The sequence below is a fragment of the Streptomyces sp. SID9727 genome, from assembly GCF_010550605.1.
Lineage (GTDB): Bacteria > Actinomycetota > Actinomycetes > Streptomycetales > Streptomycetaceae > Streptomyces.
The window spans coordinates 17,615-36,876 of the sequence record NZ_JAAGNI010000455.1 but is presented as its reverse complement, the minus strand read 5'-3'; the positions used below and the strand labels follow the sequence as shown (position 1 = coordinate 36,876).

General features: G+C 71.3%; 18 protein-coding genes. 6 read left to right on the top strand and 12 right to left on the bottom strand.

The features are described from left to right. Window positions 1-2: 2 nt before the first annotated feature. The 11 genes from G3I41_RS31690 to G3I41_RS31640 all read right to left on the bottom strand — a co-directional run bounded on the left by G3I41_RS31690 (window position 3) and on the right by G3I41_RS31640 (window position 10,520). Window positions 3-923, bottom strand: a complete 921-nt coding sequence (locus G3I41_RS31690) for a TIM barrel protein (RefSeq protein WP_164403977.1) — start codon at window positions 921-923, stop codon at window positions 3-5. Window positions 924-1,156: 233 nt separating this feature from the next. Then, window positions 1,157-1,816, bottom strand: coding sequence for an MgtC/SapB family protein (locus G3I41_RS31685; protein ID WP_343242262.1), 660 nt, complete (start codon window positions 1,814-1,816; stop codon window positions 1,157-1,159). A gap of 32 nt (window positions 1,817-1,848) precedes the next feature. Next, entirely contained in the window at window positions 1,849-2,127 is a 279-nt protein-coding gene (locus G3I41_RS36550) for a hypothetical protein (protein ID WP_203601926.1), read from the bottom strand. Beyond that, window positions 2,124-2,915 carry an MBL fold metallo-hydrolase gene (locus G3I41_RS31675; RefSeq protein WP_164403975.1) on the bottom strand — a complete coding sequence of 264 codons (792 nt, stop codon included), beginning with the start codon at window positions 2,913-2,915 and terminating at the stop codon, window positions 2,124-2,126. The genes G3I41_RS36550 and G3I41_RS31675 overlap by 4 nt, the downstream gene beginning before the upstream one ends. Beyond that, the gene (locus G3I41_RS31670; protein ID WP_164403974.1) at window positions 2,912-3,727 is read right to left on the bottom strand and encodes an HAD hydrolase family protein; all 816 of its coding nucleotides are present in this window, start codon (window positions 3,725-3,727) and stop codon (window positions 2,912-2,914) included. Before G3I41_RS31670 ends, G3I41_RS31675 begins: the two co-directional genes overlap by 4 nt. Next, window positions 3,724-4,554 (bottom strand): inositol monophosphatase family protein, encoded by an 831-nt coding sequence (locus G3I41_RS31665; RefSeq protein WP_164403973.1) that lies wholly within the window; start codon window positions 4,552-4,554, stop codon window positions 3,724-3,726. Before G3I41_RS31665 ends, G3I41_RS31670 begins: the two co-directional genes overlap by 4 nt. Beyond that, complete coding sequence (locus G3I41_RS37565; protein WP_164403972.1) at window positions 4,551-5,354, bottom strand: HAD family hydrolase; 804 nt, start codon at window positions 5,352-5,354, stop codon at window positions 4,551-4,553. Before G3I41_RS37565 ends, G3I41_RS31665 begins: the two co-directional genes overlap by 4 nt. A gap of 101 nt (window positions 5,355-5,455) precedes the next feature. Then, a complete protein-coding gene (locus G3I41_RS31655) occupies window positions 5,456-6,241 on the bottom strand; it encodes an HAD-IA family hydrolase (RefSeq protein ID WP_164403971.1) in 786 nt (261 codons plus the stop codon). After that, window positions 6,229-7,371 (bottom strand): ABC transporter ATP-binding protein, encoded by a 1,143-nt coding sequence (locus G3I41_RS31650; RefSeq protein ID WP_164403970.1) that lies wholly within the window; start codon window positions 7,369-7,371, stop codon window positions 6,229-6,231. Before G3I41_RS31650 ends, G3I41_RS31655 begins: the two co-directional genes overlap by 13 nt. A 7-nt stretch (window positions 7,372-7,378) precedes the next feature. After that, window positions 7,379-9,232, bottom strand: a complete 1,854-nt coding sequence (locus G3I41_RS31645) for an iron ABC transporter permease (protein WP_164403969.1) — start codon at window positions 9,230-9,232, stop codon at window positions 7,379-7,381. Window positions 9,233-9,305: 73 nt separating this feature from the next. Beyond that, a complete protein-coding gene (locus tag G3I41_RS31640; RefSeq protein ID WP_164403968.1) occupies window positions 9,306-10,520 on the bottom strand; it encodes an ABC transporter substrate-binding protein in 1,215 nt (404 codons plus the stop codon). A gap of 286 nt (window positions 10,521-10,806) precedes the next feature. Here G3I41_RS31640 and G3I41_RS31635 point away from each other — a divergent pair, with 286 nt between their 5' ends. The 3 genes from G3I41_RS31635 (at window position 10,807) to G3I41_RS31625 (ending at window position 13,820) form a co-directional block, all read left to right on the top strand. Then, window positions 10,807-12,114, top strand: coding sequence for a phytase (locus tag G3I41_RS31635; RefSeq protein ID WP_164403967.1), 1,308 nt, complete (start codon window positions 10,807-10,809; stop codon window positions 12,112-12,114). Between the two features lie 96 nt (window positions 12,115-12,210). Continuing rightward, on the top strand, window positions 12,211-13,179 hold the full coding sequence (locus G3I41_RS31630) for an inorganic phosphate transporter (RefSeq protein WP_164403966.1): 969 nt from the start codon (window positions 12,211-12,213) through the stop codon (window positions 13,177-13,179). Further along, the gene (locus tag G3I41_RS31625) at window positions 13,176-13,820 is read left to right on the top strand and encodes a DUF47 family protein (protein WP_164403965.1); all 645 of its coding nucleotides are present in this window, start codon (window positions 13,176-13,178) and stop codon (window positions 13,818-13,820) included. The genes G3I41_RS31630 and G3I41_RS31625 overlap by 4 nt, the downstream gene beginning before the upstream one ends. A 63-nt stretch (window positions 13,821-13,883) precedes the next feature. Here the strand turns inward: G3I41_RS31625 and G3I41_RS31620 are convergent, their stop codons facing one another. Next, the gene (locus G3I41_RS31620; protein WP_164403964.1) at window positions 13,884-14,627 is read right to left on the bottom strand and encodes a GntR family transcriptional regulator; all 744 of its coding nucleotides are present in this window, start codon (window positions 14,625-14,627) and stop codon (window positions 13,884-13,886) included. Between the two features lie 164 nt (window positions 14,628-14,791). Here G3I41_RS31620 and G3I41_RS31615 point away from each other — a divergent pair, with 164 nt between their 5' ends. The 3 genes from G3I41_RS31615 (at window position 14,792) to G3I41_RS31605 (ending at window position 19,220) form a co-directional block, all read left to right on the top strand. Then, window positions 14,792-15,817 (top strand): Gfo/Idh/MocA family oxidoreductase, encoded by a 1,026-nt coding sequence (locus G3I41_RS31615; RefSeq protein WP_164403963.1) that lies wholly within the window; start codon window positions 14,792-14,794, stop codon window positions 15,815-15,817. 287 nt (window positions 15,818-16,104) lie between these two features. Beyond that, entirely contained in the window at window positions 16,105-16,845 is a 741-nt protein-coding gene (locus G3I41_RS31610) for a beta-phosphoglucomutase family hydrolase (RefSeq protein WP_164403962.1), read from the top strand. Beyond that, on the top strand, window positions 16,842-19,220 hold the full coding sequence (locus G3I41_RS31605; protein ID WP_164403961.1) for a glycosyl hydrolase family 65 protein: 2,379 nt from the start codon (window positions 16,842-16,844) through the stop codon (window positions 19,218-19,220). The genes G3I41_RS31610 and G3I41_RS31605 overlap by 4 nt, the downstream gene beginning before the upstream one ends. Window positions 19,221-19,262: the final 42 nt, after the last annotated feature.

Sequence of the window (19,262 nt, the reverse complement as noted above, 5' to 3'; positions counted from 1 at the left end):
GGTCAGCCCACCACGGTGCCGGCGGCGGACCCGTCGCCGGCGGCGAGGGAGCGAAGGTGGGCGACCGAGGCGCGGACGTCGTCGAGGGGGTCGGCTCCGCCGTCCTCGCCGGGTGCGGCGCGCAGGATGGTGTCCTGTTCGAGCACGTACCATCCGGCGTATCCGTCCGCCTCCAGCAGCCGGACGATCCCGGCGATGTCGATGTCGCCGGCACCCAGGGGGACGTACATGCCCTCGGCGACCGCCCGGGTGTACGTCGTGCGCCCGGCGCGTACGTCGTCGGCGAGGTCACGGCGTACGTCCTTGAGGTGCACGTGAACGATGCGGCCGGGCAGGCGGGCGGCCAGGGCCAGGGGGTCGCCGCCGCCGATGAGCAGGTGTCCGGTGTCCAGGCACAGCCCGATGCCCGAGCCGTCGAGGACCCGCCGCGTCTCGTCGCCCGATTCGATCATCGTGCCGACGTGGGGGTGGAGGGCCGCGAGGACGCCCGCGTCGGCCGCGGCGAGGGAGATCCGGTCGAGGTTGGCGAGGAGGACGGACCACCCCGCGGCGTCGAGCGCGGGCCGGTCGTCGTAGCCGTCGGCCCCGGTCGCCGCGGCGATGACGACGGTGCGGGCGTCGGCCGCCAGGAGACCGGTCAGCGCGGTCTCGACCTCGGGGAGCGGGTCGTGGTCCGGGTCATGGAGGACGACCGGCACGAACTGGCCCACGGCGCGCAGACCGTGCGCGGCGAGTGTCGCCGCCTTGGCAGCGGGGGCGTCGGGCAGGAAGCCTTCCGGTCCGAACTCGGTGGCGGCGAGTCCGGCCTCGCGCATCTGCCGCAGGACCAAGTCGGTGCCGAGCTGGTGTCCCCAGCCCGGGACTTCACAGACGCCCCAGGAGATGGGTGCGCCCGCGATGCGCTGGGTGAGGGGTGCGGTCACGGCCTGCCTCCTTCGGTGATGTGTACGGCGTGGGCCGGCCTGATCGGCATGCCGTGCCTCTTCTCTCTCCGTGGTGGGTGTGCCGGGCCCGTGCCCGGCTCTCGTGACCGAGCTTGCTCCGTCACAGGGTAACCTGTCAACCTATTGTCCTTACATACTGACTGAAGAATCGCTCATGCCGGGCGCCCGGCCCCGCCGGGAGGGGGACCACGCCTGTGCGTGCGCGGAGTCCTTCAGTCGGCCTCGTCCTGCAACAGAGCCACCTCGGTGATTCCCTCGCGATCGGACAGCCGGGGAACCAACTCGTCGTGCACCCCGTTGCCGGACAGTTCGAGCAGAACGCCCACCTGGGCGGGGCTCGCGTCCGTCGGCGGGCAGCCCGCCGTTCGCAGGCCGGCCACATGGAATCCCGCTCCCGTGCACTCACGGACGATGTCACGCAGAAGTCCCCGCCCGTCCAGATAGCTGACGTGCAGAAGGACCGACTCCGAGGGCGAACGGGGCAACCGTCGTGCGAGCACGGGGAACGCGAACGCCACCAGGAGGTAGGCCGCGGTCACGGCGGCTGCCAGCACCAGAAGCCCCGAGCCCGCTGCCGCGCCGATCGACGCCGCCAGCCACACGCTGGCCGCCGTCGTCAGACCGCGCACCGCGTCCCTGCGCACGAAGATCAGTCCGCCGCCGATGAACCCGATGCCGGATACGATCTGCGCGGCGACACGCGAAGGGTCCAGTCCCACGCCGGGCAGTCCCAGCATGTCGGCGAAGCCGTACTTCGAAACCAGCATGAAGAGCGCCGACCCGAGGCCGACCAGCACATGGGTGCGCAGGCCGGCCGACTTCTGGCGGTACTCGCGCTCCAGACCGATGACGGCACACAGAGCGAAGGCCACCGCCAAGTGGGCGAGTGATGTCCCGTCGTGATTCACCGTGCCATCGCCCCGCCGGCCGACCGCACCGCCGCCGGACGGGACAGCACGGCCTCGTGCGCCAGGCCGTCGCCGGCCACCACCGTGGCGTCACCGGACCGCCGGCCGCGGCCGTCCCACGTCGTGGCCACTCCCCCGGCCTCACGTGGGAGAAGCGCACCGGCCCCCGCCGGCGCCTCCTGGCGGACGCGTAGCGGGTGGGCGGACGTTCTGATCATCGTGGCCGCCTCGCGGACGATGCCTACCGCGGCCGGCGGCCTCTCGTCGCGTCTCAATTCTCCTCCTGCGGGTTCGGCGCGCGCACGGGGCGGCCGGGGGCCAGCCGCAGTCCCGGCCGGGCCAGCAGCACGGGCCCGCCGAAGCGAGCCGCCGCCGCGGCCAGCGAGTGGCCGGCGTCCGCCCACGGACGCAGATGGGTGACCGCGAGCAGGCCGACGCCGGCGGCGGCCGCGAGTTCCCCGGTCTGCCGGGCGGTGAGATGGTGCGGAGGCGGTCCGGTGCTGTCACCGTCCCAGCAGCCGGGTGTCGCACCGGGCCCGTCTCCGGGACCGAGTGCCGCCTCCGCCAGCAGCACTCCGCTGCCGCGGGCCAGGTCCAGGAGCGTGCGGCACGGCCCGGAGTCAGCGGTGTAGGTCAGTGACCTCCCGCCGGCCTCGACGCGCGCGGCGTACGTCTCCACCGAGTGGCGTACGGGCACCAGACGGAGCCTGAACGGCCCGCACTCCATCTCCCCCGGACGGGCGTCCTCGAAGGCGAGCGCCGACGTGTGGCCCGTCCCCGCCCCTGTGCCGGCCGGTGCGATCACCCGGGCCGGCTCGGCGCGCGGGGCCAGTTTCTCCCGGGCGTACGCCAGTGCCGCCAGGTCCGCGGAGTGGTCGCCGTGCCGATGGCTGACGACGACGGTGTCGACCTGGTCCGGACGGGCGTACTTCAGCAGCGCGCCGAATGCCCCCGTGCCGAGGTCGAGCAGCAGGCGGTGGCCGCCGTGCTCGACCAGGTAGCCGGAGCAGGGGTTGTCCGGCCCCGGCACCGACCCCGAGGAGCCGAGGACCGTGACGATCACTGTCCGCTGCCTTCCATGACGCGCTCCACGAGGTCGGCGACCGCGCCGAGCCCGCACGGGCCCACCACGACGTCCGCGGCGGCGCGGACCTCCTTGTGCCCGTCGCCGACCGCCGCACCCAGGCCGGCCGCGCGCACCATGGCGGTGTCGTTGGGGTTGTCACCGATGGCCGCGACGCGTTCCATCGGCACGCCCGCCCGCTCGGCGAGCCGGCGCACCGCCACCTCCTTGCCCGCGCCGGCCGGCAGAATCTCCAGATAGGTGTCCTCGGACTGGAGAAGCCGGGCGGCCGGGCAGTGCCTGGCCGCCAGCCGCGCCAGCGGGCCGAGGCCCGGGCGGTCGGCGATCAGCATCACCTTCGTCGGTGCCTGCCGCACGGCGTCCTCGCGCAGTTCGATCCGGTCGCGGCCGGCGTATGCCGCCAGCGAGGGCGCTGCCCGCAGAATGTGGGCGTCCTCGCCGGCGAAGGCCACCGCTCCTACGCCTTCGGGGAGTTCGGGGAGCAGATCATCGCGCAGGGCGTCCCAGGAGACCCCCAGGTCCAGATCGAGCAGCCGTGTTCCGGACAGCGGATCGACGACGCGTGCGCCGTTGTAGACGATCAGAGGTGTGCTCAGGCCCAGTTCACGGTGGTAGCGGCCCGCGGACACCTCGTTGCGGCCGGTGGCGATGACCACGGTGCCGCCCATGTCCTGGTAGCGCCGCAGTGCTTCGGCGCTGCGGGGCACGATCCGCAGGTCGCGGTCGACCAGCGTGCCGTCCAGGTCGGTGACGATCCACATGTGGTGCGGGGGTATCGAGGGCGTCGTCATGAGGTACTCCTCGCGGGCAGTCGGCTCAGGTACCACTCCACGAACTCGCGCGCGGCGAGCGGTTCGAGGTTCGCCCCGTGTGCGAGATACCCGGGCTGGTCCCAGCCGTCGTCGCCGGCGAAGGAGTGGTACACACCGCCGGAGCGACGGACCAGCACGCGGGCGGCGCAGATGTCCCAGGCGTTGACGGATGTGCCCAGGGCCGCGTCGCACCAGCCGGCCGCGACGTGGGCGAGGGTCAGCGCGGCGCTTCCGGTGCGGCGTACGGTGCCGTAGCGGGCGACGAGTTCACCGAACCTCGGCAGCGTCTGCGGGTCGTTCCACGCCAGTTCCCGGGTGGTGGGAAAGCCGGTGATGAGCAGCCCGCGGCCCTCCTCGCGCACTCCGCCGGGGCGCAGCGGCTCGCCGCCGAGGCGGGCGCCGGTGGCGTCGGCGGTGAAGACGTGTCCGGCGACCGGGTCGACGATGGCGCCCGCCACGGGTTCTCCGTCGACCGTCACGCCGACGGAGGTGCAGAAGAAGGCGAGACCGCGCGCGAAGTTGGCGGTCCCGTCGATGGGGTCGACGTACCAGGCGATGCGGCCGCTGCCGTCCTGGCGGCCGCCTTCCTCGCCCACGACCGTGCTGTCCGGCACCCGCTTGGCCAGCAGGTCGCGGATGCGCTCCTCGGCGCGCTGGTCGTGCACGGTGACGGGGTCGTGCTCGTCGCGTTTGAAGGCCACGTCCATGGTGCTCCGGAAGGCCGCCACCAGGTCGGGAGCGACGGTCAACGCCGCCTCGGTGGCCACCTCGCGCAGCCGTACGGAAAGCTCGTCCAGTTCGTTCATGCCGCGGCCTCCTGCCCGGGGGTGAGCCCGGTGTCGTGGCGGGTGAGTGCGGTACGCAGCAGGTCCAGCAGTTCCGTGCCGTCGGCGACCTCGGCGTCGGCCCGGGGGCGGGCGTGCGGGTCGCGGCGGTCGGCGGGGCGCATGAGGATCGTCGCCCCGGTTCCGGCGCGCTTCCCGCACACCACGTCGCGGTCGTGGTTGTCGCCGACGTACCAGCACTCGGAGGGGTCGACCGACAGGGCGCGGGCGGCCAGGCGGATCATCTCGGGGTCGGGTTTCCGCCGCCCGGTCTCGTCGGAGTAGACCTGCACGTCGAGCAGGGGGTCGGTGCCGAAGCGCCGGGCCAGATCCCGGTTGAGGGCGCCGACGAGGGTGTTGGAGACGATGCCGGTGCGGACACCGTGGCGGCGGGCGAGCCGCAGCGTCTCGAGCATGCCCGGGGCCACCGTCCTGTCGCTTTCGGCGAGGACCAGTTCTCGGCACAGCCAGGACGCCTCCGCACCGACGAGAGCGCGGGCGGCGGGCGGCCAGTCGGCGGCGATGAAGTCCTCCCAGAGTTCGCGGTGCCTGATCTCGCGGGGCGCGGGGGTGCGGACGGACCCGTTCTTCCAGGCCCGGTACGCGGCCTTGCCCGCGGTGATGTCGGCCAGCACGGCGGCGCGGTCGAGACCTGATGAAGGGCCGGTCAGGGCGTGCACGCGGGCGGCGAAGTCATCCATGCGCTCGGGGTGCTTGACGGACCTCATCAGCACGCCGCCGTGGTCCAGCAGCAGCGCCCGCGGAGGGCGGAGCGTCGTCACGGGGGTCTCCCATCGGGTGGTTCGGGTGGGCGGGAAGTACGCGCGGAGCACCGCCGGCCCGGCAGTCCGCGGGTGGTGCCGGGCTGCCGGGCCGGCGGTTCTCAGGGGGTCCGCGGGGCCGGTGCCCCGAGGAGCAGTCCGCGCAGCTCGTCCGGGTCGCCGACGACGGCGTCGGGTTCCGCCTGGACGATGTAGGGGCGGTCGTAGGTGCCGCGGGCTTCCATCAGGACGGTGGCGCCGGCCCCGGCTCGCCTGCCGCACAGGACGTCGCGGTCGTAGTTGTCGCCGACGTACCAGCAGCCGGCCGGATCGGTGTCGAGGGCCCGTGCGGCGATGCGGATCATCTCCGGGTTGGGTTTGCGGACGGCGACCTCGTCGCTGTAGACCTGCACAGCCACCCGCTTGTCGAGGCCGTGCTCGGCCATGTAGGCGCGGTGCACGGATCCGGCGAGCGCGTTGGAGACGATGCCGACGGCGATGCCGAGGTCGTCGCAGGTGTCGAGGAGCTCGGACATACCCTGGCGGGTGGTGCGGTCCTGCTTGAGTTCGCCGAGGCGGTGGCACAGCGGTTCGGCGTGCGCGGTCACCCAGGCGTGCGCCGCGGCCGGCCAGTCCGCGGCGACGAAGTCGCGCCAGAAGCGCTGGTGGGTCATCTCCTCGGGTGCCGCGGGCCGGCTCATGGCGTTCTTCCAGTGCGAGTCGGCCGCGGAACCCGCCTTGAGGTCGGCCTCGATGTGCTCGACGCTCAGTTCGCGGCAGCCTGCCGCGCTCAGTGCGGTGTGCACCTCGGTGGCGAGTTCGCCGGCCCAGGTGGGCCGGTTGGTCGTCGCCACGACCACCCCGCCGAAGTCGAGCAGCAGGGCGGTGGGACGGGTCAGCTGGCCCATGTGGCGGTGTTCTCCCCGGTGAGTGCGGCGTCGGCGGCTTCGTCGGGCAGCCTGTCTCCCGACGCGTCGAACAGGTGCAGGTCGCTCGTGCGGACGGCGCAGCGCACGGTCGTCCCGGGGGCGGCGTGCACGTCGGTGTACGAGACGAGATACAGCTCGGTGGCTTCCGCCCTGACCAGTACGGTCCAGCTGGAGCCGGTGGGCAGGGCGGTCTTGATGGTCGCTTCGAAGACGTGGGTGCCCTCGGGCGGCTGGTCGCCGTCGTCGAGGAGCCGCAGGTTCTCGGGGCGGGCGCCGATGGTGCTCAGCCGGCCGGTGAGGCCCGGGCGTGCCGCCAGGACCCGGTCGCGGGCCGCCTCGGTGAACGCGTCGTCGCCGGTTTCGAAGAGGTTCATCGGAGGGCTGCCGACGAAGCGGGCCACGAAGGTGTTGGCCGGCCGGGTGTAGACCTCCATGGGCGGTGCCATCTGCTGGACGTGTCCCTTGTTCATCACCACGACGTGGGTGGCCATGGTCATGGCTTCCAGCTGGTCGTGCGTGACGAAGACGATGGTGTGGCCGGTCTCGTCGTGGATGCGCTTGAGTTCGGCCCGCATGTCCAGGCGCAACTGCGCGTCGAGGTTGGACAAGGGCTCGTCCAGCAGCAGTACGTGGGGATTGACGGCGAGCATGCGGGCCAGGGAGACGCGCTGCTGCTGGCCGCCGGAGAGCTGGGCGGGGTAGCGGTCGGCAGCCCATTCGATCTGCATCATCCTCAGCGCGGCGGCGGCGCGTTCGACACGTTCCGCCGGTTTGACCTTGCGGACCCTCAGGCCGAACTCGACGTTCTTGGCGACCGTCAGGTGGGGCCAGAGCGCGTAGTTCTGGAACACGAGGCCCATGCCTCGCTTCTCCGGCGGGACGAAGACGCCGTCGACGGTGGAGTCCATGATCCGGTCGCCGACGGTGATGGTGCCGGCGTTGAGCGGTTCCAGCCCGGAGATCATGCGCAGGGTGGTGGTCTTCCCGCACCCGGAAGGGCCCAGCAGGCAGGTGAACGAGCCGTCGGGTATCTCCAGGTCGAGGTTGTCGACCGCGGGCGGTCCGGAGCCGTAGCTCTTGCGCACCGACGAGAGCGTGATGGTCGGCATGACGTCTTCAGCCTCCGAGTCCGGACGACAGGTTGGTCTTGGTCAGGCGTTGGGTGAGGTAGGTGGCGAGGAAGGAGACCAGGGCGATGACGAGCACCACCGCGTTGGCCATCTGGTCGTAGGCGTAGTCGACCAGGTTGATCGACAGCGTGGTCAGCAACTGGGTGCCGGTGGTGGTGAGCATGATGACGATGCTCAGTTCCTTCAGCCCGGAGATGAACGGCAGGATGACGCCGGTGGTCAGAGCGCCGCGCTGGATCGGGATGATGATCTTGCGGAGCCGGGTGAACCAGCCGGCCCCGGATATCTGCGCGGCTTCCTCCGGTTCCCGGCCGAGCTGTGTCATGGCGCTGATGCCCGACCGTGAGGCGTAGGGGAGGTGGGTGACGGCCAGGACGAGCACGAGCAGGCTGACCGAGCCGTACAGGGCGGGAACCGGCCCTCGGCGTACCGCGAACAGCGAGAGGAAGGCGGCTGCGAAGGCGATGCCCGGCACCATGTACGGCAGGAAGCTGATCTGCCGCAGGAGCGAGCCGGTCCTGCTGCTGCCGGCGCGGACCACGACGTAGCCGACGAGCAGTCCCACCACGCCGCAGATGAGGGCGGCGAGGCCGACGATGCGCAGACTGTTCCACGCGGCTTCGTAGAGCTGGCTGCCCCGCAGCACACCGTGCGGGAACCCGGGGGCGCCGGAGAGATGGCCGCCGATCCAGTACTTGAGGGTGAAGTTGTCGGCGCGGAAGACGCCGGGGGTCTTGGTGACGGTGGACAGGGCGAGGGTGGCCACCGGAAGGACGACGCCCGCGGTGAACACGGCCAGCGCGGCACCGAGTGCGGGCCGGCGCCAGCGTCCGAGGTCGGAGACGCGGTCCATGGCACCCTTGCCGCCCACCGTGATGAAGCGCTTCTGTTCCCTGGCAAGCCGGGTGTCGACGAGGATCACCAGGACCCCGACCACCACGATGACCGCGGTCAGCACGGCGGTGACGCCGCGCTGGTGGCTGTTGACCGCCCGGAACAGCGAGGTGGACAGCAGGCTGTAGTCGACGGGCAGGCCCAGAATGTAGGGGGTGCCGAAGGTACCGAGGATGCGGCCGAAGACCAGCAGGACCGAGGACGACAGCGACGGAAGCATCAGCGGGAGGGTGATCCGGGCCGCGACCGTACGGCGGCCGGCGCCTAGGATGCGGGCGGAGTCCTCCAGTTGGCTGTCGATGCGGCGCAGGGCGTTGCCGAACAGCAGGAGGACGAACGGGTAGTAGTGCAGCCCCAGGCAGAGGATGATAGGCACCTGGCCGTACGCCAGCCAGTTCGGCGTGTGCACGCCCCAGGACTCCAGGATGCCGATCTGCCCGCCGGAGGAGTCGTTCTTGAACAGTGCCAGCCAGGCCAGGGCGAAGGTCCAGGACGGCAGCATGTACGGCACGACCAGCGCGGTGGACAGCCACTTGCGGCCCATGACGTTGGTACGGGTCAGCAGCCAGGCCATGGATCCTCCGAGGACCACGGCCACGACCGTGACCCCGAGCGCGACCACGACGGTGTGCAGCAGCGGCTCCCAGAACAGGATCCTGGCGACCGGTGAACGGAAGACCCGCCAGAAGTAGTAGCTGGTGAGGCTGCCAGGCGCCTGACGGGCCTGGCCCTCGTCGCCGTACTGCACCTGGGTGGAGTCGGAGAGCACCGCGATCAGCGGTGCCAGGACGAGGTAGAGGAGGGCGATGACGAGCAGGACGCCCAGGAGATGCGTCGGCTCGTGCCGTAGGACACTCAGCCGGTAGCGCAGTCGGCTGCGTCGGGTTCCCGCCGGTCCGTCGGCTTCGGGTGGGGCGGTATCGGGTGAACGGGTTGCGGCGGCCATACGCGGTTCTCCGTAACGTGTCCGTGTCCGTATGCGGGCCGGCGGGGTCCCGGGAGGACGCGCCGGCGGTCGGTCAGCCGTGGTTGAGGCGCCAGAGGTCCTGCGTCGGCTGCAGGTTGTCGAAGTCGTTCTTGAGCTCGGCCGGGTCGAAGACGAAGAGCTGCTTGTTCCAGTCGGTCAGCCCGTCGGGCAGGAACGCGCCCTGCTTCAGCACCGGGTTGCCCGGGAGACCGCCGTTGCCCAGCTGGGTGTCCACGCCGTCCTGCGTGAGCATGAAGTACACGAACAGCTTGGCGGCGGCCGGGTGCGCGGTCTTCGTGGCCACGGCGGCGTACTTCGGGTACTGGTAACCGGACCAGGGCTGCATCCCGTCGCAGACCCTCATGCTGTAGTTCTTCTCCTTCACGTCACGGAACTTCGCGTTGGACACCAGGGCGACCCGGTCCTTGGTCTGGTTCGGTGAGGCGACCGCGGCGGCGGCGTCGTCGTCCGAGGAGGTCAGGATCGGGCTGTTCTTGGCCAGCCCCTTGATCCACGTCTCCGCCGCCGAGTCTCCGGAGGCCAGTTCCTTTCCGTACTTCGTCCGGTACGCCTGCCGAAGCCCGGCTTCCCCGCCGGCCTTCAGCTGGTTGAAGAACTCGACGATGTTGGGCTTGCCCAGGGGGTCCTGCATGGCGACCTTGCCCTTCCAGGCGGGGTCAGCCAGGTCCCAGATGTTCTTCACGGGGCAGCCCTCGGGGAAGAGCTCGGGGTTGTAGATCCACATGTTCCCCTTGGACAGCACCTGCAGAGGGCTCTGCCGGGAGGCGGGTATGTCCTGGGCGAGACTGCCGGGTATCCAGGTGTAGACGACCTTCTGTGCCAGCAACTGGCCGACGAGCGAGGGCCCGTCCTCGTAGAACGTGGCGTCGATGGTCACGTTGCCGGCCTGGTTCTCCCTGGTCATCTTCTCGAGGGTGTCGCCGACCTTGCTCTTGACCCCCGTGGCCTTGATACCGTACTCGGCGGTGAACGCGGCAGCGGTCTTGGTGATGTCACCGGTGCTGTCGTAGACCGTGACGCTGCCCTCCTTCTTCGCCTCGGCGACGAGTGCGTCCAGGTCGAAATCGGAGTCGATCTGCGGCTTGGGGACCGATGCGGAGTCGGTTTCGGCTCCGGTGTCCGTCGGGCCCGTGGACGGCGCGCAGGCCGCCGCGGCGCCGAGCGCACCCGCGAGGACGAGGGATACGGCGATGCGCCGACACCGGCCGCCGGGGCCGGTGACGGCTCTGAGAACAAAGCTGGGCATGAGTTGACCTCCCGCGGTGTCCCGGAGAGAACCGGGCTCGATTGGCGTGGTCCGAGGCCAACGAGCACCGCTCGGCGACCTGATGCCGGACAGCTTCGACCTGCCCGAAGCGCTATGTCAAGACATCAGGATGAAACCAGTTCACGCCATGTTCACCTCCACGCAACCAGCAAGTCATTCGCCCTCCACCGACAGAGGCCGTGACACGCCTCTTTATTTGTCAGCACATTCTTATGTAAGGTCCGTCCTCACCGATGAGGTGACTCACTTCCGTCAAGGAGTAACCATGCACAGACGCACCCGCCTGGCCGCCGGTCTCGCCGTGCTCGCGACCGGCCTGACCGCCGCGACCGCCACCGCCTCGACGCCGCCGCTCCCGGGCAACCACTCCGTCGCGCCGGTGTACGCGAAGGCCGAGACCCGGGCCCTCTTCGACGACGAGGCCGGCGGCAACTCCAACGCCGACGACCCCGCGATCTGGTACAACTCCGCACACCCCGGCTCCAGTCTGGTGCTGGGCACCGCCAAGGAGGGCGGCCTGGACGTCTACCGCCTGGACGGCTCGCTGGTGCAGTCCCTCCCCGCCCCGGCCGCGCCCGGGGCCGAGTCCGCACCCGGACGCTTCAACAACGTGGATGTGCTCACCGGAGTGCGGTTCCCCGACGGCCGGCGCTCGGACGTCGCCGTCGTCACCGACCGCGGGCGCGACCGCATCCGCTTCTACCGGATCGACAGCTCCCGGCCGGGCGCACCGCTGACCGACGTCACGGACACCGCTGTCCCGCGGGCGTTCGCCGCCACCGAGGCGGAGGTCGACGACCAGTACACGGCGTACGGCACCGCGGCGTGGCGGGACCCGGACACCGGCCGCTCGTACGTGCTCGCCAGTCGCCGCCACACCCCTGACCTGGCGCTGTTCGAACTGCGTGTCACCCGGTCCGGCACCGTCACCTACGACAAGGTCCGCACGCTCACCCTGCCGAGCACCTTCCGCACGCCCGGCGGCGTCTGGAGCCCGTGCCAGGACCCGGGCGACGGTCCGCAGATCGAGGGTCTCGCGGTGGACGCCGACGAGGAGGAGGTCTACATCGGCCAGGAGGACGTCGGCGTCTGGAAGGTGGACGCCGACCTCGACGACGATCCGGAACTGGTCGACCGGACGCGCCAGTTCGGGATACCGGCGGTCTACGACCCGGAGAGCGACGAGTGCGTGGCGGGCGCCGACCCGGGCTACGGCGGCAAGCACATCACCGCGGACACCGAGGGACTCACCCTGTTCCGCGGACCCTCCGGCCACCAGTACCTGATCGTCTCCAGCCAGGGCGACTACACCTACTCCGTCTACGACACCTCGGACGACGACGAGTGGACCGGCGCCTTCCGGGTGGCGCCCGGCACGGTGGCCGACGGCTCCGAGGAGACCGACGGCATCGCCGCCACGGGCCGGGCGCTCGGCACGGCCTTCCCGAACGGCCTGTTCGTCGCGCAGGACGGCTATAACGCCCCGGCGTCCGGTGACGACGGGGACCGCACCGACACCAACTACAAGCTCGTCGACCTGTCCGACGTACTGCGCGCCGCCGGCGTGCGCTGACCGAACGGCACCGGGAGGGCGGCGTGCGCCGCCCTCCCCTTTCCGCAGCGGCCGCACACCGGCCGCACCTGGACCAGCCGTGAGAGAGGCTCCCACGTGACCGTCACCATCGCCCTGGGCGTCACCGCTGTCGCCTTCGTCTTCGTCTGCGGCGCCAACGACGGAGGTGCTCTGCTGGAGCTCGCCGTACGGCACCGGGGCCGCTCGGCGGGACTGCTCCTCACGCTGCTCGTCCTGGCCGTCGGACTGGGACCGGACCTCTTCGGACTCACCGTGGCCCGCACGTTCACCGGCCACCTCGGACAGGGGCCGCCCGACGCCGCGCGGCTGGTCTTCCTCGCGGGCGCCGGAGCTGCGGTCGTGCTGGTCCTGCTGCTGGCCTGGCGCGGCGTGCCCACCTCCCTGACCCTGGCGGTCCTGGGAGCACTGGCCGGAGCGGATGTCGCCATCGGCATCCGTCCGGCGTGGGGCAGCCTGGGCATGGTGCTGGCCGTCGGCGCTGCCGCGCCCCTGGTGGGAGCGGGAGCCGGCTGGGTCATCGGCCGCGCGATGCGTCTGCTGCCCTCCCTGCACGGCATGCCGCGGATCGTGAGCGGTCTGCAACTGACGGCGTTCGGCTGCCAGTGCCTGGCCTACGCGGCCAATGACGCGCAGAAGATGTTCGCGGTGGTGGCCGTGGCCTTCGCCGGAGACGTGCTCATGCCGCAGCCGTGGCAGGCCGGAGACGTCCTGGTGGCCGCGGTGTTCGCCGCGGGCGCCATGGCGGGTGCGCGCAGGGTGGCACGCGGGGCGACCAGCCGCCTGCTCACCACCCGGCCGTGGCAGGTGATGTCCGCCGAATTCGCTTCGTCCGCCGCGGTGTTGTCCACCGCCGGCTTCGGCATGCCGGTCAGCATGACGCAGTCGGTCGCCGGCGGACTCGTCGGCACCGGTGTCAGCGAGGGCGGCCGACGTGTGCGCTGGCAGTACACCCTTCCACTGCTGACCGTCTGGCTGGTCACGCTGCCGGCCGGTTTCGTCGCCGGCGCGCTGGCCGGCCTGATCCTCAAGGGAGCCGTCTCATGATGAGCGCGACCGTGCGCCGCGTCATCGGCGATCTCACCGGACGCACGCACCGCACAGCCATCGGCCTGCTGACCGCACAACTGGACGCGACCATCCGGGGTGTCGACCTCGCGGCGGACCTCGCCGCGGGGCGCGTCTCTCCGGCCGAGGCGCGCGAGCGCATGGCCGGTGTGGAACACGAGGGCGACGAACGCCGGGCCGCGCTCGTCGCGGAGCTGTCCGCGACACTGACCACGCCCATCGACCGTGAGGACCTCTACCGCTTCTCCCGGTCCGTCGACGATGTCCTCGACGGCCTGCGGGATCTGGTGCGGGAGACCGATCTCTTCGGCCTGCCCGGAAACCCTGCGGACCTGCCTGCCCTGCGGGCGGTGCGCGAGGGCCTGATCGCCCTGCGCGAGGCGGTCGGCGAACTGACGGGCACCCCTGGTCGGGTGCATCAGGGCGCCATGGCCGCCCGCAAGGCCGCCGGGCGGGTGCGGCGCGCGTACCAGGAAGCCATGGCCGCGCTGCTCCGCGAGGGGGTGCGCGTCGACACGCTCCGCCGCCGGGAGCTGTTGCGTCGCCTCGACGGCATCGGGCGGCGCCTCAAGGACGCCGCCGCCGACCTGTCCGACGCCCTGCTCAAACGGGGACACTGACCCCCGTGACGCCGCGCCGCCTCTCGCCACGGGTGCGTGCGTGTGTGCCGACGCGTCCGCGGGTCAGTGCGCGGAGACGGTCATCTCGAACGCGTAGCGGGAGGCGCGGTAGACGTGCGACCCGTACTCGACCGGCCTCCCCGAGCCGTCGAACGCGGTGCGGGTCATGGTGAGCAGGGTCGCGCCGCGGGCCTCGTCGAGCAGTGCGGCCTCCGCGGCCGTCGCCCTACGGGCTCCGATGGTCTGCTCCGCACTGCTGAGGACGACGCCGGACCGGCGCAGGAGTTGGTACAGCCCGCCCTCGGCCAGGGAGCCGGCGCTCAGTTCGATCACGCCCTCCGGGAGGAAGTTGTGCAGCAGCGCGATCGGCTGGTCCTCGGCGAGACGCAGGCGGTCGACGGACAACACCGGGCTGCCCTCTTCCAGGCCGAGTGCCGTCGCGGTGGCGGCTCCGGCCGGCACGGTCTCGACGGAGAGCACCTGCGTGGACGGGCGGCGGCCGTCCCGCTCCAGGTCCTCGAAGAGGCTGGTGAACTCGACCTGCCGGCGTATGCGATTGGTGACGACCTGAGTGCCCACGCCGCGCTTGCGGGCCAGCAACCCCTTGTTGACGAGGTGCTGCATCGCCTGGCGCATGGTCGGGCGGGAGAGGCCGAACTCATCGGCCATCTGGATCTCGTTGCTCAGCCTGGTGCCGGGCGGCACGTCGCCCGATTCGATGAGGCTCTGCAACTGCTGGGCGAACTGGAAATAGAGGGGGACCGGACTGCTCCGGTCGATCGTGATCTTCTTCGTGAGCGATTCCACATCACCCTCCTGCGCTCTGCTGCCGACACCCGCCAGTATGCCTCACTCCACTGTAGATTCGTACGTCTTTATGTCTGAACAAACTCTTGCTCTTCTCCCGGACGAGGGATAGAAATCAGCTGGGCCGTCCCAGGCCCGCCCCTGCCCGCTCGAAAGGTTCGCACATGCGTATTGGACTCATCGGTACGGGCCGCATCGGCGCGTTCCACGCCTCCACGCTCGCCGCCCTCCCGGCCGTCAACGCCCTCGTCCTCCACGATTCCGACGCACGTTCCGCCCGTACCGTGGCGGACAGCGTGGGCGGCGAGTGCGCCGACAGCCTCGGCGCACTCCTCGGCGCCGGACTGGACGGAGTAGTCGTCGCGGCACCCACCGGCAGCCACGCGGAGCTGATCCTGGCCGCCCACCGCGCGGGGCTGCCCACCTTCTGCGAAAAGCCCGTCGCCTCCTCGCTGGAGGAGACCGACCGGGTGCTGTCGGCGTTGCAGGACTCGGACGTGCCCCTGCAGATCGGCTTCCAACGCCGGTTCGACGCGGGGTACCGGGCGGCGCGCGAGGCCGTCGCGTCCGGACGGCTCGGCTGGACGCACACCCTGCGGGCCTGCACCGCCGACCCGGCTCCCCCGCACCCGGAGTACATCCCCGGCTCGGGCGGCATCTTCCGCGACTGCTCGGTGCACGACTACGACATCGTCCGCTGGGTGACCGGCCGGGAGATCACCGAGGTCTACGCCACCGGGGCCAACCGCGGGGACGCGTTCTTCGCCGCGTCCCAGGACGTCGACACCGCCGTCTCCGTACTCACCCTGGACGACGGCACCCTGGCCACCTGCACCGCCACCCGCTACAACGGCGCCGGTTACGACGTACGTCTGGAAGTCTGCGGCTCCGAAGGCACCCTGGTCGCCGGTCTGACCGAACAGGCCCCGCTGGCCTCGGCCGAGGGAACGGCCTATCCGGCCGGCTCCCCCTACCCGGGATTCATGGAGCGCTTCCAGGACGCCTACCGCGCCGAACTCACGGCGTTCACCGAAGTCGTGGCGGGCCTCGGCCCCAGCCCGTGCACCGGTGCGGACGCCCGGGCGGCTCTGGCCGTGGCCGAGGCCGCCACCCGCTCACGGGCCGAGGGCCGCCCCGTCCCGGTCTCCGCTCCCACGCGAGCGCGCGTGTACGGCAACGGGCGCCTCTGAGGCCGTACGTGTGAGATCCGGGGCTCGCCATCCCGGCTCCGGCCCGCCCGGGGAACCGCAGCCGGCCGGGCCCTGCGCCACAGCCGCAGTGGCTCCTGATGAGTACCGTCCAAGGCACGTCACGGCCACATGGCGTCCGCCTTGCGGCCCCGGAGCCGCAACGGTCGGGGCGAGCGGAAGGGGAGGAGGCGCTGAGCCCGCCGAGGGCTCCGAGTCGGGGCAGGTCGGCGACGCACCTCACAGCGTGTCATCCGATCGGACCCGCCTCGGCGGGGAACTGTGGGTTCATGACGACACAGCTCGGACTTCCCGAAGGCATCCAGGCATGTCTCTTCGATCTCGACGGGGTGGTCACCAGGACGGCGGTGGTGCACGCCGCCGCCTGGAAGGCGACCTTCGACGCCTTCCTGCGTGAGCGTGACGGAGCGGACTTCCGCCCCTTCTCCGATTCCGACTACGACCAGTTCGTCGACGGCCGCCCCCGGGCCGACGGCGTCCGCTCCTTCCTCGCCTCCCGAGGCATCGAACTCCCCGAGGGCACGCCCGACGATCCACCGGACACGCGGAGCGTCAACGGTGTCGGCAACCGCAAGAACGAGCTCCTCCTGGAAAAGATCCGTACCGACGGTGTGGAGCCGTACCAGGGCACGCTGCGCTACATCGACGCGGTCCGCGCCGCCGGGCTCGCCACCGCGATCGTCTCCTCCAGCGCCAACACCCGCGACGTGCTGCACTCCATCGACGCCGAGCGGCTGTTCGACGTACGGATCGACGGCGTGGTGGCCCGCGAACGGAAACTGCCGGGCAAACCGCACCCCGACACCTTCCTGGCCGCCGCCCGGGACCTCGGCGTGGAGCCGTCCCGGGCCGCCGTCTTCGAGGACGCGCTGGCCGGCATGGACGCGGGCAGGTCCGGGCACTTCGGCTTCGTCGTCGGCGTCGACCGCGTGGGGCAGACCGACGCGCTGTACGCCCACGGCGCCGACCGTGTCGTGAAGGACCTCGCCGAACTCGGAGGCAACGCGTGATCACCAACCGGACGTACACCGTGGAGCCCTGGCGCGTCCGCGAGACGGCTCTCGACCTCGATCTCCTGGCACAGAGCGAATCCGTCTTCGCCCTGTCCAACGGGCATGTCGGCTGGCGCGGCAATCTCGACGAGGGCGAACCGCACGGCCTGCCCGGCAGCTACCTCAACGGGGTGTACGAACTGCACCCGCTGCCCTACGCGGAGGCGGGCTACGGCTACCCCGAGTCGGGCCAGACCGTCATCAACGTCACCAACGGAAAGCTGCTGCGGCTGCTGGTGGACGACGAGCCCTTCGACCTGCGCTACGGGCGGCTCGGCAAGCACGAACGCACCCTGGACTTCAGGCGCGGTGTGCTGGAGCGGAGCTGCGAGTGGACCTCCCCGGCGGGTACGACCGTCCGGGTACGTTCCACCCGCCTCGTCTCCCTCACGCAGCGCGCCATCGCCGCCGTGCAGTACGAGGTGGAGCCCGTCGACAGCCGGACCCGGGTGGTCATCCAGTCGGAGCTGGTCACCAACGAGAGTCTGCCCTCGTCCGACGGCGACCCGCGGACGGCCAAGGCGTTGCAGTCTCCGCTGGAGCCGGAGGAGGACCAGGCCGTCGGGTCGCGGCTGCGTCTGGTCCACCGCACCCGGCGCAGCGGCCTCCGGGTCGCCGTGGCCGCCGACCACGTGGTGGACGCGCCCGGGGAGATCACCACCAGCAGCGAGAGCAACACGGACGTCGCCCGCCTGACCATCACCTCCGTCCTGGATCCGGGACAGCGGCTGCGGGTGCAGAAGACCGTCGCCCACGGCTGGTCGGGGGCCCGTTCCCGGCCCGCGATGAGCGACCAGGTCGAGGCAGCACTGGCTGCCGCCGCGCATGGCGGCTGGGACGAACTGGTGGCTCAGCAGCGGGCCTACCTCGATGACTTCTGGGCTCGTGCCGACGTCGAGGTGCACGGTGACGAGGAGATCCAGCAGGCCGTCCGCTTCGCCCTCTTCCATGTGCTCCAGGCCGGTGCCCGCGCCGAACAGCGGGCGATCCCGGCCAAGGGGCTGACCGGTTCCGGATACGACGGCCACGCCTTCTGGGACACCGAGATGTTCGTGCTGCCCCTCCTCTCCTACACCGAGCCCAAGGCGGTCGCCGAGGCGCTGCGCTGGCGGCACGCCACCCTGCCCGCCGCCCGGGACCGGGCCACCCAGCTCGGACTGCGGGGTGCCGCGTTCCCGTGGCGGACCATCGACGGCTCGGAGGGCTCCGCGTACTGGCCGGCCGGCACCGCCGCCTTCCACGTGGCCGCCGACATCGCGCACGCCGCGGTGCGCCACACGGCGGTGACCGGCGACACCGCCTTCGAACGCGAGACCGCCCTGGAACTCCTGGTGGAGACGGCACGGTTGTGGCGCTCCCTGGGCCATCACGACCCCCACGGTGTGTTCCACATCGACGGCATCACGGGGCCGGACGAGTACAGCGCCGTCGTGGACGACAACACGTACACCAACCTCATGGCCCGCTCCAATCTCCTCGCCGCGGCCGACGTGTGCGAACGCCACCCGGAGGAGGCGGCCCGGCTGGGCGTGGACGAGGAGGAGAGCGCCGCCTGGAGGGACGCCGCCGAGGCCGTGCACATCCCCTACAACAAGGAGATCGGCGTGCACGAGCAGCACGCCGGCTTCACCCACCACCAGCGCTGGGACTTCGCGAACACTCGCGCCGACCAGTACCCGCTGATGCTGCACTTCCCCTACTTCGACATCTACCGCAAGCAGGTGATCAAGCAGTCCGACCTCGTGCTGGCCATGTACACGTGCGGCAGCTGGTTCGAAACCAACTGCGACGACGACCAGCTGGCCGCGAACTTCGCCTACTACGAGCCGCTGACCGTACGGGACTCCTCCCTGTCGGCGTGCTGCCAGGCCGTCGTCGCCGCCCGGACCGGGCATCTGCGGCTGGCCTACGACTACACCGCCGAGGCCGCGCTGATGGACCTGGCCGACCTGGAGCACAACACCCGCGACGGACTGCACATCGCCTCGCTGGCCGGTACGTGGATGGCGCTGGTCGCCGGCTTCGGCGGCACCCGGCGGGACGGCGACAGCCTGCGCTTCACGCCCCGGCTGCCCGAGAAGTTCAGCCGCCTGGCGTTCCGGCTCCAGTTCCGCGGCCGGTGCCTCCAGGTGGAGATCGAGCCGGACAAGGCGACGTACTCGCTGCTGCTCGGCGATCCCCTGACGATCCACCACCACGGCACGAAGGCACACGTGAACGGTGAGGGGCCCGTCACACTCGCTATCTCCCCGCCGAAGCGGAGGCCCACGCCCGATCAGCCGCCGCACCGCCGTCCGGGCGCCACCGAACGGCCGGGCCCCGAACTGAGGTGAGACGGGCCCACTGGCCGGGCTCACCGGACAGCCGCCCGAGCG

Excerpts from the sequence above, each read along its gene's own strand:
- G3I41_RS31670 (WP_164403974.1), bottom strand. The coding sequence starts at position 3,727 with ATGACGACGCCCTCGATACCCCCGCACCACATGTGGATCGTCACCGAC.
- G3I41_RS31665 (WP_164403973.1), bottom strand. The coding sequence starts at position 4,554 with ATGAACGAACTGGACGAGCTTTCCGTACGGCTGCGCGAGGTGGCCACC.
- G3I41_RS31655 (WP_164403971.1), bottom strand. The coding sequence starts at position 6,241 with ATGGGCCAGCTGACCCGTCCCACCGCCCTGCTGCTCGACTTCGGCGGG.
- G3I41_RS31650 (WP_164403970.1), bottom strand. The coding sequence starts at position 7,371 with ATGCCGACCATCACGCTCTCGTCGGTGCGCAAGAGCTACGGCTCCGGA.
- G3I41_RS31645 (WP_164403969.1), bottom strand. The coding sequence starts at position 9,232 with ATGGCCGCCGCAACCCGTTCACCCGATACCGCCCCACCCGAAGCCGAC.
- G3I41_RS31640 (WP_164403968.1), bottom strand. The coding sequence starts at position 10,520 with ATGCCCAGCTTTGTTCTCAGAGCCGTCACCGGCCCCGGCGGCCGGTGT.
- G3I41_RS31635 (WP_164403967.1), top strand. The coding sequence starts at position 10,807 with ATGCACAGACGCACCCGCCTGGCCGCCGGTCTCGCCGTGCTCGCGACC.
- G3I41_RS31625 (WP_164403965.1), top strand. The coding sequence starts at position 13,176 with ATGATGAGCGCGACCGTGCGCCGCGTCATCGGCGATCTCACCGGACGC.
- G3I41_RS31615 (WP_164403963.1), top strand. The coding sequence starts at position 14,792 with ATGCGTATTGGACTCATCGGTACGGGCCGCATCGGCGCGTTCCACGCC.
- G3I41_RS31610 (WP_164403962.1), top strand. The coding sequence starts at position 16,105 with ATGACGACACAGCTCGGACTTCCCGAAGGCATCCAGGCATGTCTCTTC.